The organism is Actinomycetota bacterium (assembly GCA_019347575.1).
Taxonomy (GTDB): Bacteria; Actinomycetota; Nitriliruptoria; order Nitriliruptorales; family Nitriliruptoraceae; genus JAHWKY01.
This window is the reverse complement of sequence record JAHWKY010000002.1, coordinates 180,807-196,857: the sequence shown is the minus strand read 5'-3', so window position 1 is coordinate 196,857 and position 16,051 is coordinate 180,807. Positions and strand designations below refer to the sequence as shown.

General features: G+C 69.0%; 8 protein-coding genes. 5 read left to right on the top strand and 3 right to left on the bottom strand.

Features of this window, described 5'->3' with window-relative positions:
- Nucleotides 1-20 precede the first annotated feature (20 nt).
- The gene (locus tag KY469_02155) at nucleotides 21-6,557 is read right to left on the bottom strand and encodes a cell wall-binding repeat-containing protein (GenBank protein ID MBW3661875.1); all 6,537 of its coding nucleotides are present in this window, start codon (nucleotides 6,555-6,557) and stop codon (nucleotides 21-23) included.
- Nucleotides 6,558-6,727: 170 nt separating this feature from the next.
- A complete protein-coding gene (locus tag KY469_02150; GenBank protein MBW3661874.1) occupies nucleotides 6,728-7,486 on the bottom strand; it encodes a hypothetical protein in 759 nt (252 codons plus the stop codon).
- Between the two features lie 119 nt (nucleotides 7,487-7,605).
- Between KY469_02150 and dapA the strand changes: the two genes are divergently transcribed.
- The 4 genes from dapA (at nucleotide 7,606) to KY469_02130 (ending at nucleotide 14,652) form a co-directional block, all read left to right on the top strand.
- The gene (dapA, locus tag KY469_02145) at nucleotides 7,606-8,499 is read left to right on the top strand and encodes a 4-hydroxy-tetrahydrodipicolinate synthase (protein ID MBW3661873.1); all 894 of its coding nucleotides are present in this window, start codon (nucleotides 7,606-7,608) and stop codon (nucleotides 8,497-8,499) included.
- Entirely contained in the window at nucleotides 8,499-10,166 is a 1,668-nt protein-coding gene (locus KY469_02140; GenBank protein MBW3661872.1) for a ribonuclease J, read from the top strand. Before dapA ends, KY469_02140 begins: the two co-directional genes overlap by 1 nt.
- A gap of 198 nt (nucleotides 10,167-10,364) precedes the next feature.
- Nucleotides 10,365-12,911, top strand: a complete 2,547-nt coding sequence (locus KY469_02135) for a DNA translocase FtsK (GenBank protein ID MBW3661871.1) — start codon at nucleotides 10,365-10,367, stop codon at nucleotides 12,909-12,911.
- An 85-nt stretch (nucleotides 12,912-12,996) separates the two neighbouring features.
- On the top strand, nucleotides 12,997-14,652 hold the full coding sequence (locus KY469_02130; protein MBW3661870.1) for an AarF/ABC1/UbiB kinase family protein: 1,656 nt from the start codon (nucleotides 12,997-12,999) through the stop codon (nucleotides 14,650-14,652).
- 6 nt (nucleotides 14,653-14,658) lie between these two features.
- Here KY469_02130 and KY469_02125 read toward each other — a convergent pair whose 3' ends face one another.
- On the bottom strand, nucleotides 14,659-15,003 hold the full coding sequence (locus tag KY469_02125; protein ID MBW3661869.1) for a hypothetical protein: 345 nt from the start codon (nucleotides 15,001-15,003) through the stop codon (nucleotides 14,659-14,661).
- Between the two features lie 197 nt (nucleotides 15,004-15,200).
- Between KY469_02125 and KY469_02120 the strand changes: the two genes are divergently transcribed.
- Nucleotides 15,201-15,998, top strand: a complete 798-nt coding sequence (locus KY469_02120; protein MBW3661868.1) for a maleylpyruvate isomerase family mycothiol-dependent enzyme — start codon at nucleotides 15,201-15,203, stop codon at nucleotides 15,996-15,998.
- Nucleotides 15,999-16,051: the final 53 nt, after the last annotated feature.

Below are 16,051 nucleotides of genomic sequence, written 5' to 3'. Positions count from 1 at the left end.
GGTCTGCGACGCCGACGAAATCATGTCGCAGCCTCGAGCTCGGCCATGGCGGCTCGCCCGACAACCTCCGGTCCACCAACCACGTACGCGCCCTTCACATGTGAGCGCGACGCGTAGGCAGCCGTAGAGGGGTGCAAGGAGCTCGTGACGTTCGGTTCTGGGGTGAACAGAATCGGCCAACCCAGTCGGCCACCAGACTCCTTGTACGCTCTCGTCAGTGCCCCTGCGCTGACGGCGTCGGGCCAATTCGAGCCGGTAGCCAAGACAACACCGTCGGGCGACGAGAAGAGGTTCTCGGCGATCGCGACCGCTGTGTCGTACCTCGTGTCGCCGGAATGGCGGGTCATCGACCGGTAGTTGGTGAGGTAGGCGACGCGGTCCCAGACTGCCGTGCTTACCGCGGCGGTGCCCCCTGCGAAGTGGATGTGCGAGATCCGGCTCGCGTTGTTGGTGAGCCAGGCCTCCGTCGCGTCAGGGAGACGGCCGTTGGTGAGCGCCTTCGGAACGAGGATCAGGGGGGAACTGGTCTTGGCTGCCCACGCGCTCATCGCCGTGGCATCGGGGAAGGCTTGACCCGAGGCGATCCCAACCTCGACCGAGCCGCTTCGACGGCGTAGAACCTCCGAGGCAACCGCCGTGGATGTGCTCCAGCGATCGGCGCCGCCGAGTCTGACGGTGCTCGGAAAGCAAGCTGCCTCGAGACTGGTCTCGAACGTGTTGGAGATCGCGGCATCGCCGCCGACGATGTAGACGGTGGTGTTGCCGTTGTCAGCGGATGGACATCCCCCCGCCCTCTGCATCTCGTGGTAGACGGGTGAGTCGCCGTTGAGCCAACGGTGATATTCCTCATCCCCGTCATCGATCAAGAGCACCGGTGCGTCCACAACACCCGCCATCGATGCGGCGACGAGCGAGTCCGCGAATCCTTGACCCCCGGGTGGATCGGTGGCTCGGGCAAGGATGAGCGCGCTCGGTACCCAGATCGAGGCCGGGCTCGCACCTGGAGCACCAGGGAACGTCTCCCGCGATACCTCCACTGCCGTCTCGAGTCGGTCCCGCCCGAAGAGCCGGACGGTGTCCGCTGTCGCGGCGGCACCAGCGTCCAGCAGACCCCAACCCAGGGCTATGTTGGGATCGCTGTACGGCGTGACAGCGCTCAACACACGATGGGCAGCACGTAGAGGCTTCTGGCCGTCGGCCGTCATCAGGGCGATGGCACCGGACACTGTTGCCGCAGCGCCAGATGTGCCCGTGTTCCAGTCAGCCCCGTCCTTGGGAGCGAACGCGAACCCCGGGGAGTCGCTGTCTGGATCGCCCCCCCACCCCTCCTCGAAGGTGGCAGTCGTGACGTTCTCACCGATTGCGCCAAGATCGAGCCAACTGCCGAACTGGGAGTTCCTACTCCTGCGCCTTAAGGGGTCACTGAGCGTGGCGTTTCCCACGGCGATCGCTCCGTGCGTCGCCGCGGGGTAACGCCGGGAGGAGTCGGTCTCGTTTCCCGCTGAGCCGACGACGACGATGCCGCGTCTCCCCGCGTAGTTGATGGCATCCTGCAGGACGTGCTTGAAGTACGTGCTCCCACTGCTGATGTTGATCACGCCGACATCATTGCTGGCCGCTTCGTCGGCGATGATGCGAATGGCCTCATCCCGGTAGCAGAGAAGGTCTCGTGACTTGCAGCCCCCGTGGTCTCGACCCTGGCTAGTCCTGAACGAGATGAACTTCAAGCCCCAGCCGACGGCGGCCATCCCCTGAGTGGTGCCCGTTTCGGCGGCGAGGATGCTCGCCATCTGTGTTCCATGCATGTCGATGAAACCGTACGGGTCGGACGCGTAGGGGCAGTTGTTCTTCGTGTTCGTGACGCAGTCGCGCTGGGGCATGGCGAGATTCGCATCGAGGTCGAAGTGGACTAGGTCGGTGCCGTCTGCTTTCCGTCCGAGGCTGACGCCGGTGTCGATCACGCCTACGCGCTTGGCGCCCTGCCCTTTGTTCATCACGTCCCAGGCCACCTCGAGGTTGTACCAGTCGCGCAGGTAGTCCCGCTGGGCGGGTGCTCCGTCGACGGAGTTGCTGTATCGCCAGTCGGGTGGTGCGACGGTGTCTTCGGTGACCTCTCCGCCCCGCGAGGAGTGCAGCACGCGGGGATCTGCGCTGTAGAGCTCCACCGCCTCGTTCTCCGTGCCCTCTGGGACCTCGACGAACCACCACAGCCGGAGAAGGCGATCCTCCGCGGATGGGAAAACGGGTGTGGCATCGGTGGCGAGCGGCAGCAGCAGGCTGGGGTCTATCCCGAGGAACTCGGGCGCCATCTTGACGAGGACAAAGCCGGGCGCCGGCGTGTCGTCGCTCCCGCTGGCTCCCGTTCCAGCCCGGAAGATCACCGGAGCGTTCACTTCGGTCCCGAACGTCCCGTCCGGAACTCGCCGTCGCAGGAAGAAGCAGTTGGCCCCGTCTACGAGCGGGACGAGCACGTCGAAGGTCGAGGCTTGTTGATCCACGCCCGTGACTGCGACTTGAGGGTCGGTCCCGACGTCTAGGTTTCCGTCTCCGTTGGCGTCCCGGTAGAGGTGCACCGCGGTGCTGCCGGGCGGGACCGATCCAGCGACCGAGGTAGGAGATGCGTCGAACGTGAGGCCGTCCGGTCGGGTGACGACGATGTCGCCGGCCGTCTCGCTGCAGACAGGTCGGATGTTGGCGCGGTAGGAGGCGATGCCACTCCACAGCCCGGAGGCGTTGCGAGCGCGGACGTGGAACCACCAGATGCCGTCGTCCATGTTGCTCCAGCTCGCCGTCGTTCCAGTGCCTCTGGAGGAAGTGCCGGGGTTGGCGTCCACGTCGCGCGTCAGCGTGTAGTCGTACCCGTTGATGGGGGCAGTGTCGGACGCGGACCACGCGAAACGGGGATCATCGTTGGTGTACCAGCTGTTCTGGTTCGGATGCGTTGTGGAGCTGACCGCCGGTGGGGCGGGCGGGGTGTCGTCGATGTTGACGGTGTAGCGGGCCGGGGCGGACCAGTGCCCGGCGGCGTTGCGGGTGCGGACGGCGAAGGTCCAGCTGCCGTTGGCTCGGTTGGAGTAGCTCGTGCTCGTCACCAGACCTCGCTGTGTGAACCCGGGAGAGGCGGTGGGGTTGTTGAGTTCGATGGTCCAGTCGTAGTCGGTGATCGGGGCGGTGTCTGATGCGCTCCAGGCGAAGCCGGGGTCGTCGTTGCTGGACCATGTGGTCTGGCCGTGACCGGTGGTGGAGCTGATGGAGGGGGCCGTGGGGGCGGTGCCGTCGAACCGCACCTGGCGGTGCAGAGTCGTTGAGCCGTTGCCGGCGGCGTCCACAGCTCGGACGTGGAACCACCAGATGCCGTCGGCGTGGTTGGTGTAGGACTTGGAGACGTCGCCGTTGGCGTCGGTTGTGGTCGGCTCGATGGTCGTGTCGGGGATCGTCGTCGCGTTCTTGTCGAGCGCGATGCTGTAGCCGGCGATCGTGGACGTTGGGTCCGAGGCGACTGGCCACGTGAAGGTGGGCGCGTTGCTCGAGTACCACAGCGCCGGGTCGGGGTGCGTCGTCGACACGAGTGGGCCCGGCATCTGGGGGGTGGTGGTGTCGATGCGTACGAGGTGTTCGCCACAGCTGGCTGGGTCGTTCCACAGCCCGGCGCCGTTGCGGACGGCTACGACGAACCGCCAGCGGCCGTCAGGCACTCCCGGGATGGTGATCTGGGAGCCGGTTGCGTCGACGGTGTCATCCACGCCGCACTCGGAAGCGCTCACCGAGCCGTCGGGGTAGGCCTCCAGGAGGTAGCGGTAGGCGTCGATGCCGGACACGTCGTCGGCATGGACGTCGAACTGGGGCGTGTCGTTGGCGTACCAGGCGTCGGGGTCGGGGTGTGTGGCCGATGTGACCGTCGGAGTGGCCGGCCCGGTTGCATCGACCTGGAACCGGAAGCCGGCGACGTCACTCCACAGTCCTGCCGCGTTCTGTGCCCGTACGAAGAAGTACCAGTCGCCATCGGCGAGACCCGCTTCGATGCGGGAGGTCTCCGACCCTTCGGGGACGGTGTCGACGTTGGGCGAGTTCGTGCTGGAGAACACCCAGCTGTAGGCGACGATCGGGGCGGTGTCGGTCGCCGACCACGCCATCGCGGCATCACGGACCGTGTACCAGCGGGACTCGTCGGGATGCGTCGTCGACGAGATGGTCGGCGGCAACGGTGCCGTATCGTCGATACGGATGCGCCGGTGCGCCGGTGCTCCCCAGTTGCCTGCTTTGTCGCGGGCGCGGATATGGAAGTACCACTGCCCCGGCGCCAGGTCCGAGTAAGCCTGGGTCGTCGCCGTGCCGGACTCGTCCTCGGGGATCTTGTCGGGCCAAGTCCAGGATGACTGGTCGAGGCTCCAGCTGAGGGCATCCAAGCCCGAGGTGGCGTCGGTGGCGGTCCAGGTGAAGGTCGCATCGTCGTCGACCGACCAGGTATCGGGGTCGGGGTGGGTGGGCGAGCCGACCTCGGGGGCGGGCGGGGCCGTGGCGTCGATGAGCACGCGTCGATGGCCGACCTCCTCGTCGTAGACCCACCAGTACCCCGAACTGGGCCCCCAGAGGCCCTTGGGAGCGCTCTGTGCGCGGACGTGGAACCACCACTCCCCGTCGGCCACGTCGGTGTACTGCGCGAACCGGTCCAGGCCGGTCTTGACGGTCTCCTCCGGCCACTCATCCGGCAGCGTCTCTGTTTCGTGGTCGAACACGAACGAGTAGCCGACCGGTGTATCGGTCAGCTCCATCGTCCACTCGAACCGTGGATCGTTGCTCGAGGACCAATCGGTCGCGGAATGGGTGGACGACGATGCAGCCGGTGTGGATGGGGCGGTTTCATCCAGGTGCACCGGGAACCGGCCGATGGCCCCCAGAGCACCCGTGTCGAACACGTAGCGGACGTTGAACCACCACTCCCCCCCACCCCAATCTGGACTCGAGACCGTGTAGCTCGAACCCGCGGCGCATCGCGCGTTGGACTGGTCGAAGGTCACCGTCGGGTCGGCCGAGAACAGCCAGCAGCTCTCGACGATCTGCAGCGCACCCCCGTCGAAGTCGCGATCGTCGAAGTCGAAGTCGACCTGGCCGTGGTTGAAGCGGGTGTTGTACCAAGCCTCGGTCTGCGGGTGGGTCAACGCGGTGACGTAGGGTGGCTGGGGCGTGTAGGTGACCACCACTCGCGGGGCGTACGCCGCCGTCGCTTCCGACGAGTGGAACACGACGACACCGGCGGTATCGATGTGCTCGCGGCCGTGCCTCAGGCCGAGCCCGAAGTTCGGCGTGGTCCGGTCGGCCCAGCCCGGCAGCGCCGCTGTGACGTCCAGATCCACCCACCTGCCTGGATCGCCGGGATCGAACGGGGGCAAGATCGCAGTGTCCAGCGGCGTGGCAGGAAAACGCCCATCCAGCTCCGTCCAGGTCGAGGACGAGGACCAATCTTCGTTCAAGGCGTACACCGACAGCGGATGCTCGCCATCGTCGCAGTACCAGTGGATGTTCTCATCCGCCGCGACACAGTCGTAGGCGTACAGGCTCAGCGATGCGGAATGGATCTGCGACGCCGCCGGGACCTCCGACACGTCGAAGTCGAAGAAGGACCGGACGCGCTGGTTGGAGGCGGTCGCATCGACGTACGAGCCCGCCCGCAGGTCGAAACGGTGCTGGTACCACGACAGCGGCGCGCAGCCGCCGCACCCGTTGCCGAAATAAAGGGTGTAGGCGTCCAGGTCCAGGCCCGTCCCCTTCGTGAAGACCACGGTCGGGTCGAGGGCCACAGGGAACTGTCGGCCATGCAGCCACTGCGGATCCAGGCCCACGGAGAGGTCGAACCCGTGGCTGTTCGCTGACAGCGACAACGATCCGCCCGTGGCCTCGACCGCGGGCTCGTCCGGTTCGCGCCCGAGTTCGTACGCCACCGGCGCGCCCAGGGCGAGTCCCACCGCCTCATCGACGCTGCCTTCGAAGCGGACACCACCACCAGGGAGCTGGAACGCTCGGCCGAGCGCTCCTTCGGCATCCTCCAGCGCGAAGGAGAACGAGGTCGGTGCCGCCTCGGAGCGCAGGACGATCTCCTCTTTGACGCCCGCAACCGACACGCGGTAGCGGAGATCGGTATCCGGCGCCACATCCTTGTACACGACCCAACCATCGGCGTCGACCGTTGGGGTCCCGATCGTCAGCGACGGGGCGGTCAGACGCACCGTGGCCGACTCCGATGTCAGTTCCAGCAGCCCGTCGCTGGACGCCCCGAACCGCACCGGCACCGCCAAACCGGGAGCCGCCAACGGCCACGACGCATCGCCCGTGGCAACCACCGCCGGATCGGCCCAGTCCCAGGACCCCTCCTCGTCCCGACGGAAGACAGGGGCGTTGAACACCTCCATGCGTTCTGACCCATCCGCGAGCACCTCCCGGTGGGTGAACGGCGTCCACGACTCCGCGTCGGCTTCGATCTCGGCGGACACAGCTTCGCCGGCGGCCGTGGATGCGGCGCCATCGCGAACCGCGAACGTCAACGACGACGTGACCAACATCGAGACCACGAGCCAAGTGACCCAAGGCCCGGTCCCTCTACCTACGTGCCCGATTAGTCTCGTTGACCCCACCCGCTGGCTGATCTCCCCGCATCCCCTGGTGGGGCGCTCTCACCTACTAGTACGGATGAGTGCCCCTCCTAGTTACGCGCGAGCGTGAGGATGTCGACCTAGCCTTCCACCACTTCGATGGTGACGCCGTCGACGACGCCCGGCTGGAAGATCAGGTCGTCCCAGGTGACGAACTCGACGAAGATCCGGTGGACGCCTGGCGCCAACGGGTAGGTGAAGGTGCCGGTGGTGCAGGGATCCTCGAGCGTGCAGCCGTCGAGCACGTGCGGGTCGACCACCACCCCGTCCACGGTCAGGCGTAGGCGGCCGAGCTCCTCGGGATCCTCGGGCGCATCGGCCGCGTCCACGACCGGGGGACCCACGGTTCCGCCCGTGACCTCGACCTCGAACTCGACCTCCGGACCCTCGACCGTCGCGCCGTCCTGCGGTGAGGTGATGGTCAGCTCGACGTCCTCCCGGCTCGGCAGCAGCAACGCCTCGGGGATCCACGCGTCGGTGAGGGCCGGTCCGGCAGCGACCGACGCGACGGCCGCGACGGCCACGAGCCCCGCGAGCGGGAGCACCTCGGTGATGTCCAACGCCGTCAGGCCGTGCAGCAGCAGGCCCACCAGGATCACCGCCCCGGCGGGCGCCGCCCACGGCGACAGGTCCGACAGCGTGTCGCTGTCGACCGGAGCCGCCGCAGCGAGCAGGGCGACGACGGCGAGCGGGACGACGAGGTCGCCACCCTCCTCGATCCTCACGCGACCGAGGAGCACGAGCGCGAGGACGCCGCCGAGACCGATCGCGACGAGCGTCAGCACCGACTGCCACTCCGCGCCGTGGCCGGCGTGCGCGAGGACCGGCAGCGAGCTCACGTGGCAACCTCGTGCGCAGACGACGGTCGAGCGATGGGGACCGCCCACCCGATGCGGTGGGCGCAGGGGTCTAGGATAGACCGGCCAGGAAGAACTCCACTCGACGGCAGGAGCAGCCGATGCCCGTCCTCGGCAGCGTCGTGACCGCGATGGCCACACCGTTCACCAGCGATGGCGCGCTCGACCTCGATGGCGCTCAACGGCTCGCGGACCATCTCGTCGAGTCCGGCACGCAGACCGTCCTCGTGTGCGGGACGACCGGCGAGAGCCCGACCGTGACCGACGAGGAGCAGTGGCGCCTCGTGGCTGCGGTCCGCGACGCCGTCGGGGGTCGTGGCAAGGTCATGGTGGGCACCGGGACCAACGACACCGCCAAGACCGTCAAGGCGACCGAACGCGCGACACAGGACGGAGCGGACGCCATCCTCGTCGTGACGCCCTACTACTCGAAGCCGTCGCAGACCGGGCTGCTGCGCCACTTCACGGTCGCTGCCGAAGCGACCGACCGCCCGGTGGTGCTCTACGACATCCCGGGTCGGACGTCCCGCGAGATCGCCGAGGACACGCTGGTCGAGCTCGCGTCCGTGCCCAACATCGTCGCCGTCAAGGACGCGGTCGGTGACCTCGTGAAGATCGGCAACGTCGTCAACCGCACCCAGGGGGCGGAAGGTGGCTTCGAGGTCTACTCCGGCGACGACATCAACCTGCTGCCGATGCTGGCGGTGGGCGCGGTCGGGATCGTGTCCGTGGCCGCCCACGTCGCGGGCCGCGAGATCGCTGATCTCGTCGCGCTGGCCGACACCGACCTAGCCAAGGCGCGTGAGCTGCACCTGCGGCTGCTGCCGTTCTTCCAGGCCCTCATGCTGCTCGAACCCAACCCCGCTGGACTCAAGGGCCTCCTCACCCACCTCGGCTTGCCCGGTGGACCCGTCCGGCCGCCGCTGGCTGACGCGCCGGCCGACGTCGTCGAACGTATCGTCGCGGCCTACGAGGCCGCCGGTCTGTCGCGCTGATGGCGGCGCCATCACCACCGGTCGTCATCACGTTCCTGGGTGGGGTCGGCGAGATCGGCCGCAACATGGCGACCATCGAGATCGACGGCCGGATCGGCATCATCGACTGCGGCGTGACCTTCCCGGGTCCCGACCAGCCCGGGGTCGACCTGATCCTCCCGAACTGGTCGATCCTCCGCGAGCGCGCCACCGAGGTCGACGCGGTGTTCCTCACCCACGGGCACGAGGATCACATCGGGGCGCTGCCCTACCTACTGCAGGACATCCCGGCAGTGACGGTGTACGGGACGCGCCTCACGATCGCGTTCGTCGAGGCGAGGCTGGAGGAGTGGCCCGACGTCGAACCGCCCGAGTTCGTCGAGATCTCCCCCGGAGACGTCATCGAGCACGGCCCCTTCGAGGTCGAGGTCGTCCAGGTGACCCACTCGATCCCCGACGGCTGTGCGCTGGCGTTCCGCACCCCTCACGGGCTCATCGTGCACTCGGGCGACTTCAAGCTCGATCAGACTCCCGTCGACAGCGTGCCGACCGACCTCGCACACCTCGCACGGCTCGGTGACGAGCGTGTCTCGCTGCTGCTCGCCGACTCCACCAACGCCGACGTCCCGGGCCACATCCGAACCGAGCGCATCGTGGGGAAGGCGCTGCGTGACGCCTTCGAGGACGTCGAGGGCTTGATCGTGGTGGCGTCTTTCGCCTCACACGTGCACCGCATCCAGCAGGTCCTCGACGCCGCCGCCGAGGTGGGTCGACGCCCCGTCTTCGTCGGCCGGTCGATGGTCCGCAACATGGGCATCGCCGCGGAGATGGGCTACCTCGAGTTCGACCGGCAGGCGGAGGTCCCGATGGAGGATGTCGGCCGCCACGACCGGTCCGCGCTGATCATCATCTCGACCGGGAGCCAGGGCGAGCCCTACTCAGCGCTGTCGCTCATGGCTTCGGGCGATCACAAGTACCTCGACCTCGGCGAGGGGGACCTCGTCGTGCTCGCGTCGAGCCTCATCCCCGGCAACGAACACGCGGTCTTCCGGTCCATCAACGGGTTGGCGCGACGTGGGGCGCGGGTCGTGCACAAGGGCGTCGCCGACGTGCACGTCTCCGGCCACGCCGCTCGCGAGGACCTCATCCTGTTCCACAACCTGCTCGAGCCCGAGTTCGTAGTGCCTGTCCACGGCGAGTACCGCCACCTGCTCGCGCAGCGCGACATCGCGGTCGTCACCGGCTGCCCCCCCGAGAACGTGCTCGTCGTCGAGGACGGCGACGTCGTGGTCCTCGAGGACGGACGCGCGCGTCTCGGTGAACCGGTCGGGGCGGGGCAGGTGTTCGTCGATGGGCTGCTGTCCGACGTGGGTCCCGCGGTACTGCGCGATCGTCGCCGCCTGGCCGGAGACGGCATCGTGGTCGTCGTGGTCACCATCGATCCCCACCGGGGCGAAGCGGTCGGCGACACGCTCGTCGTCCAGAAGGGCGTGGTCTACGACGACACGGAGCGCAGCCTGATCGAGGGCGCGACGAAGGCCGTCGACCTCCAACTCGAGGGTCTCAAGGCCGGTCGGTTCACCGACGTCGCAGCCCTGCAGCGCCACATCGTGCAGGCTGCTGCGACGTTCTGGCGGGCGGAGACGGGCCGGCGCCCCGTGATCCTGCCGCTCGTCCTCGAGTCCTGAGGTCCCCGCGACCCCGGTCCGGTCTTGACCAGTCGGAGCTGTCGCTGGCGACCGCCGGCTGTTGGGCGACCACGCCCGTAGTTACACGGCTGTCAGCTACCCTTCTCGGCGCGGACCTCGCGGCGCGGTCGTCGGTGTGGCGCCGCGACCGCCCGTGTACGCCACCAGCGCCTGCAACATCAACGGAGGAGAACGCACGTGTCCGCCACCACCGGGACCCGCTCGAACCCGAAGCGGTCGGCGGCCGGCGGCTCCGGTGGCTCGAGCAAGCGCAGCACGTCGAGCCCCAAGGGCGGCGGGAAGGGCGGCGGTGGCAAGGGTGGCCGCGGCCGGGGCAAGGGCAGGGGGAAGGGCAAGGGAGGCGGCAAGCGCCCCGAGTCGATGCCGCTGCTCCTGCGCATCGCCGGCGGCATCGGACGCCACGTTGGCGACCAGCGCCAGGACGTCGTCGGCATCGGGCTGATCCTGCTCGGCGTCCTCGTGGCTTTGGGCATGTACTGGAACGCGGCGGGGCCCGTCGGGGCGTTCCTCGAGGCGGTCTTCCGGGGACTGGTCGGGGTGTACGGCTACGCCGTCCCACCCGTGCTGTTGTACTTCGGGGTCCACGTCGTGCTCGACCGCCCGGGGCGCGAGCGCGGTCGGGTCGGCGTCGGGTTGCTCCTGATCGGCACCGCCGTCATCGCGGGCTGGCACCTCATCAAGGGCATGCCCGACATCGCGGATGGGTACCGGGCGCTGTGGCCTGCCGGAGGGCTCATCGGCCACGCCATCGCGCGTCCTCTCCGGGCCGCTCTCAGCGTGTGGGGAGCCTCGGCGGTCCTCATCGCGCTGCTGTTCCTGGGAACCTTGATCGTGACCAAGACACCGCTCGCCGAGGTGTGGGCGGCGGTCCGACGTTTCTTCGCCTCCGCCACGGAGGCCGCGACCGGCGGCTCCGCAACCGCCGCAGACGACACCGCGGACAGCGGGACCGGATCGGAGGATCCAGACCGCCGGCGGCCCACTTCGCCGGAAGCCGCGACCGACGACGCCACCGAGCCGTTGCGGCGTGCCGTCGTCGACCTCGCCGGGGCAGCAGCCACGGACGCCGGAGGCGGTGGCGTGCCAGCCCCGAGCAACGAGGGGCCCGTGCTCGTCACCTCCTCGGCTGCAGCCGGCGACGGTGCCGAAGGAGGCGGCCCCGCAGCCGAGGTCGCCAGATCCGGGGACGGCAAGGCCAAGCGGGTCGTGCCTCACGTCGATTGGAGCCACTACGAACTGCCCCCGCTGGACCTGCTCCGACACGGCCAGGCCGTCGTGGACGCGGGGGAGCGGCACATCGAGGCTCAGGTCCGTGCCCTGCAGGAGACCTTCGACCAGTTCGCCATCGACGCTTCGGTCGCTCGCTGGTCACGGGGCCCGACCGTCACCCGGTTCGAGATCGAGCTGGGGCCCGGCGTCCAGGTGCGCAAGGTCGCCAACATGGGCGACGACATCGCCTACGCCCTCGCCGCTCCGGACGTGCGCATCGTCGCCCCGATCCCCGGCAAGTCCGCGATCGGGGTCGAGGTCCCCAACCGCGAGCGCGACCAGATCACCCTGCGCGACATCCTCCGCAGCGACGTCGCGGCTCGCGATCCCCACCCGCTGCTGGTGGCGCTCGGGAGCGACATCGCCGGCAAGGCCGCGATGGTCAACCTCACGACCATGCCGCACCTGCTGGTCTCGGGCGCGACCGGGGCGGGCAAGTCGGTCAGCCTCAACTCGATGCTGACCTCGGTGATCATGCGTGCGCGCCCCGACCAGGTCCGCATGATCCTGATCGATCCCAAGCGGGTGGAGCTCAACGCCTACGAGGGCGCCCCGCACCTGCTCACGCCGGTCGTGGTGGACCCGCGCCGAGCCACGGATGCGCTGCAGTGGGCGGTCAAGGAGATGGAGATGCGCTACGAGACGCTCGCGCGTCTCGGCTTCCGCGACATCGACGGTTACAACCGAGCCATCGCCGCGGGTGAGGTCGCCCACCCCGTCACGGGACGCACCGGCGACCCCGAGGCCGACGACGAGGACGCCTACCGGCACATGCCCTACATCCTGCTCGTCATCGACGAGTTGAGCGACCTCATGCTCGTCGCGCCCCGCGACGTCGAGGACGCGATCTGCCGCATCGCCCAGATGGCGCGCGCCGTCGGCATCCACATGGTGATCGCGACCCAGCGCCCGTCCGTCGACGTGATCACGGGGCTGATCAAAGCCAACATCCCGTCGCGGCTCGCGCTGTCCGTCGCGTCGCAGACCGACTCGCGCACGATCCTGGACATGGGCGGCGCCGAGAAGCTGGTCGGCAAGGGCGACATGCTGTTCCTGCCCGCCAGCCAGGGCAAGCCGGTGCGCCTGCAGGGCTGCTTCATCTCCGAGCAGGAGATCCGCGCGGTCGTCGAGTACGGCAAGCGACAACGCGAGGCGGACTACATCGACGGCATCGTGCGGTCCGGCAAAGAGGCCGAGGACGTCGACATCGCCCGCGGTGACGACGACTCCGACGAGGTGCTCCTGCGGCGCGCCGCGGAGCAGGTCGTCAGCTCCGGCCTGGGTTCGACCTCGATGCTCCAGCGCAAGCTGCGCATCGGCTTCGCCCGGGCCGGGCGACTCATGGACGAGCTCGAGCAGCTCGGTGTCGTGGGGCCCAACGAGGGCTCGAAGGCGCGCGAGGTCCTCTGGACCGACGAGCGTCTCGCCGAGGCGGTCGCCGCCGGCTCGTTGTAGGGGGACGGCAGCCAGGTAGCGCGACCTGGCCGGACGACCGCGCCGTGCTGACCGCGGGGCGTGGTCGCGGTCGTACGGTACGAGGGTGAAGATCGCATCCGGGACGGGCCACATCCGGCGCTACCTCGCCCTGGCGACGCTCGTGCTCAAGCACGGCCGCCGGGACCTGCTCGAGGGCGCCGCGTTCGACGACGTCTTCACCGAGGACCGCTCGGAGGACGACAGCGGTGACGCCGAGGGCTTCGTCGCCGATCTCGAGTCGCTCGGTCCGACGTTCGTGAAGCTGGGCCAGCTCCTGTCGACCCGCCCCGACCTGCTGCCCCCCGCGTACCTCGATGCGCTCGACCGTCTGCAGGACGCGGTGGACCCGTTGCCCTTCGAACAAGTCAGGCAGGTGGTCGAGGAGGAGCTCGGCGTGCGGCTGGGGACCGCCTTCGCGAGGTTCGACGAGGTCCCGCTCGCGGCGGCGTCGCTGGGGCAGGTGCACCGTGGGGAGCTCCGCGACGGCCGGCCCGTCGCGGTCAAGGTGCAGCGACCCGGCATACGGAGCAGGGTGCGCGAGGACCTCGACGTCCTCGAGACCCTCGCCGGGCTGGTCGAGCGCACCGAGACCGGCGAGAAGTACCAGCTGACCGCCATCCTCGACGAGTTCCGGCGGTCGCTGGCACGGGAGCTGGACTACCGGCGTGAGGCACGCAACCTCCAGACGCTGGCGGGCAACCTCAGCGAGTTCGAACGCATCGAGGTGCCGCAGCCGGTCGATGACTACACGACCTCACGGGTGCTCACGATGGAGCTGGTGGCAGGCCACAAGGTCACGGAGCTGACCGATCTCGGCCGCCTGGACATCGACGGTCAGACGCTGGCACAGGAGCTGTTCGAGGCGTACCTGCGCCAGATCCTCGATGACGGCTTCGTGCACGCCGACCCGCATCCCGGCAACGTGTTCATCACCGACGAGGACCACCTCGCTCTGCTCGATCTGGGCATGGTCGTCCGGCTCGACACGGCGGTTCGAGACCAGCTCCTGCGCCTGCTCCTCGCCGTCGCCGAGGGCGACGCCGTGGGGGCTTCCGAGGCGGCGATGGCGATGTGCGATCAGCAGGAAGGCGCCGACGAGGCCGCGTTCCGCCGTGAGATCGCCGAGGTCGTGGGGCTCTACCTCGACCTACCCGCCGAGGACCTGCGGATCGGAGGCATCGTGCTCCGGCTCGCCCGCGTCGCGGCGAGCACCGGTCACCCCCCACCCCCCGAGTTGACGCTGCTGGGACGCACGCTGCTCAACCTCGATGCGGTGGGGCGATCCTTGGCCCCCGAGTTCGAACCCAACGTGGCGATCCGGCGCATCGCGGCCGAGGTCGCCAGCAAGAGCCTGATCGAGACGCTCACGCCGAGTCGGGCGATGCGGTCCGTGCTGGACGCCAAGGAGTTCGCCGAGGAGCTGCCGGGGCGGCTCAACCGCATCCTCGAGCGTGTGGACCGCGGCGAGCTGCGTCTGGAGATCGACGCCATCGACGAGACCCGCCTGACCCGCGCGATCCAGAAGGTCGCCAACCGGGTGACGATGGGGCTGGTGCTGGCGGCGCTCATCGTCGGAGCGGCGATGCTGATGCGCGTCGAGACCGAGCCGCGTCTGTTCGGCTACCCCGCGCTGGCGATCGTGGCGTTCCTGCTGGCCGCACTGGGGGGTGTCGGGCTCATAGCGTCGATCGTCTGGAACGACCGCCGGGACCGGCACTGAACGTCCTCAGCGGTAGCGCCACTCTCCGGTGGCCTGCCCCCGTTCGCCCTTGAGCTGGCGGCGCATGTTCACGAACGCCAGCGCGACGCCGGCCGCCACGACACCGAGCATCACGAGCCCGATCGCGTCACGCGGCCTCTCGGTATCCAGGGGGAGCTCGATCTTCCCGCTGCCCTCCTCCTCGCCGTGTTCCGCACCGCCCTCCTCGCCCGTCGGCTCGGTCGGGGCATCCGTCGGCGCCGGCCCCTCGGTCGCGGCGGCGGGGCCGGTCAGGAGCAGGCCGAGTGCCACGATCGCCGCCGCAAGGATCGGACCCAAGCGCAGCAGCATCGGGGTGCGGGTGCTCATCATGGGGCGGCACTGTACCCAAGGAGCCCAACGCCCCGTGCATCTCCCCGGTCCATCGGGGCGAGCGTGTGGTCCCCGCAGGGCATGGCGACGAACCCCATCTGCGCTGGTACATCGCAACCCTGGAGGGTGCGATGTGCCAGCTCGATGCGCCTAGTCTCCGGTGTCGGTCCGGTGCCGGTCGGTGTCGAGGAGTGATGGTGCTACGTCCCCGTGATGTCGCCGCGAGCGCGGAGCGGCTGCGGGCGGACTCGCTGGAGCTGCTCACCTCGCTCACCGACGATGAGTTGTCGCGGGAGGCGGTCCCCGGATGGTCGGTGGCCGACGTGTTCCGTCACCTCGCCGAGACCGACCGCACGCTCGTCCTGGGACGCCACCTCCTCGACTTCCTCCCCGGCGTCGGCGACGACGAGTTCGAGCGCGCGAACGACGCGGCGCTGGAGCGGCTGCGTGACCGGAGCCGTGACGAGCTGTCGGATGAGCTCGCGCGGTGGGGTCGCCGGCTGCTGACGATCGTGCGTCTCATCCCGACACCACTGGCCTCGGTCCGGATCCCCACCCTGTTCGGCAGGGTCGAGGTCGGCTGGTTCGCTGCGCTACGCGTCTACGACGAGTGGGTCCACCAGTACGACGTGCTCAGGGCAGTGGGGCGTTCCGGACCTCGACTCGATCCCGCGACGCGGGATCTGCTCGCCGAGTTCGTCCTCCGCGCGTTGCCAGCCAGACCGCTGCGATCGCTGGAACGTCGTGAGGGCGCGGTCGCGTTCGACCTCGACGCCGACCTGCCGACCTGGCGCTTCGACCTCGCCCGACGCCAGTACGGCCCGCTGGTGGAGTCGGTGCGGACGGTCACGGTTCGCACCGACGTCGAGACCATCGTGCTCATCGCGGCCGACCGGGTGCGGTGGCAGGACGCGGAGCGTGCCGGTCGCCTCGCCCTCGACGGCGACGATCGATCGTCAGCGGAAGCCGTCCTGGGCGTGGTGCGGATCGTCTGAAGTTCGACCGGGTCATCGACAACGCCGACGGCAAGGGTGGGCACGTCCGTTGA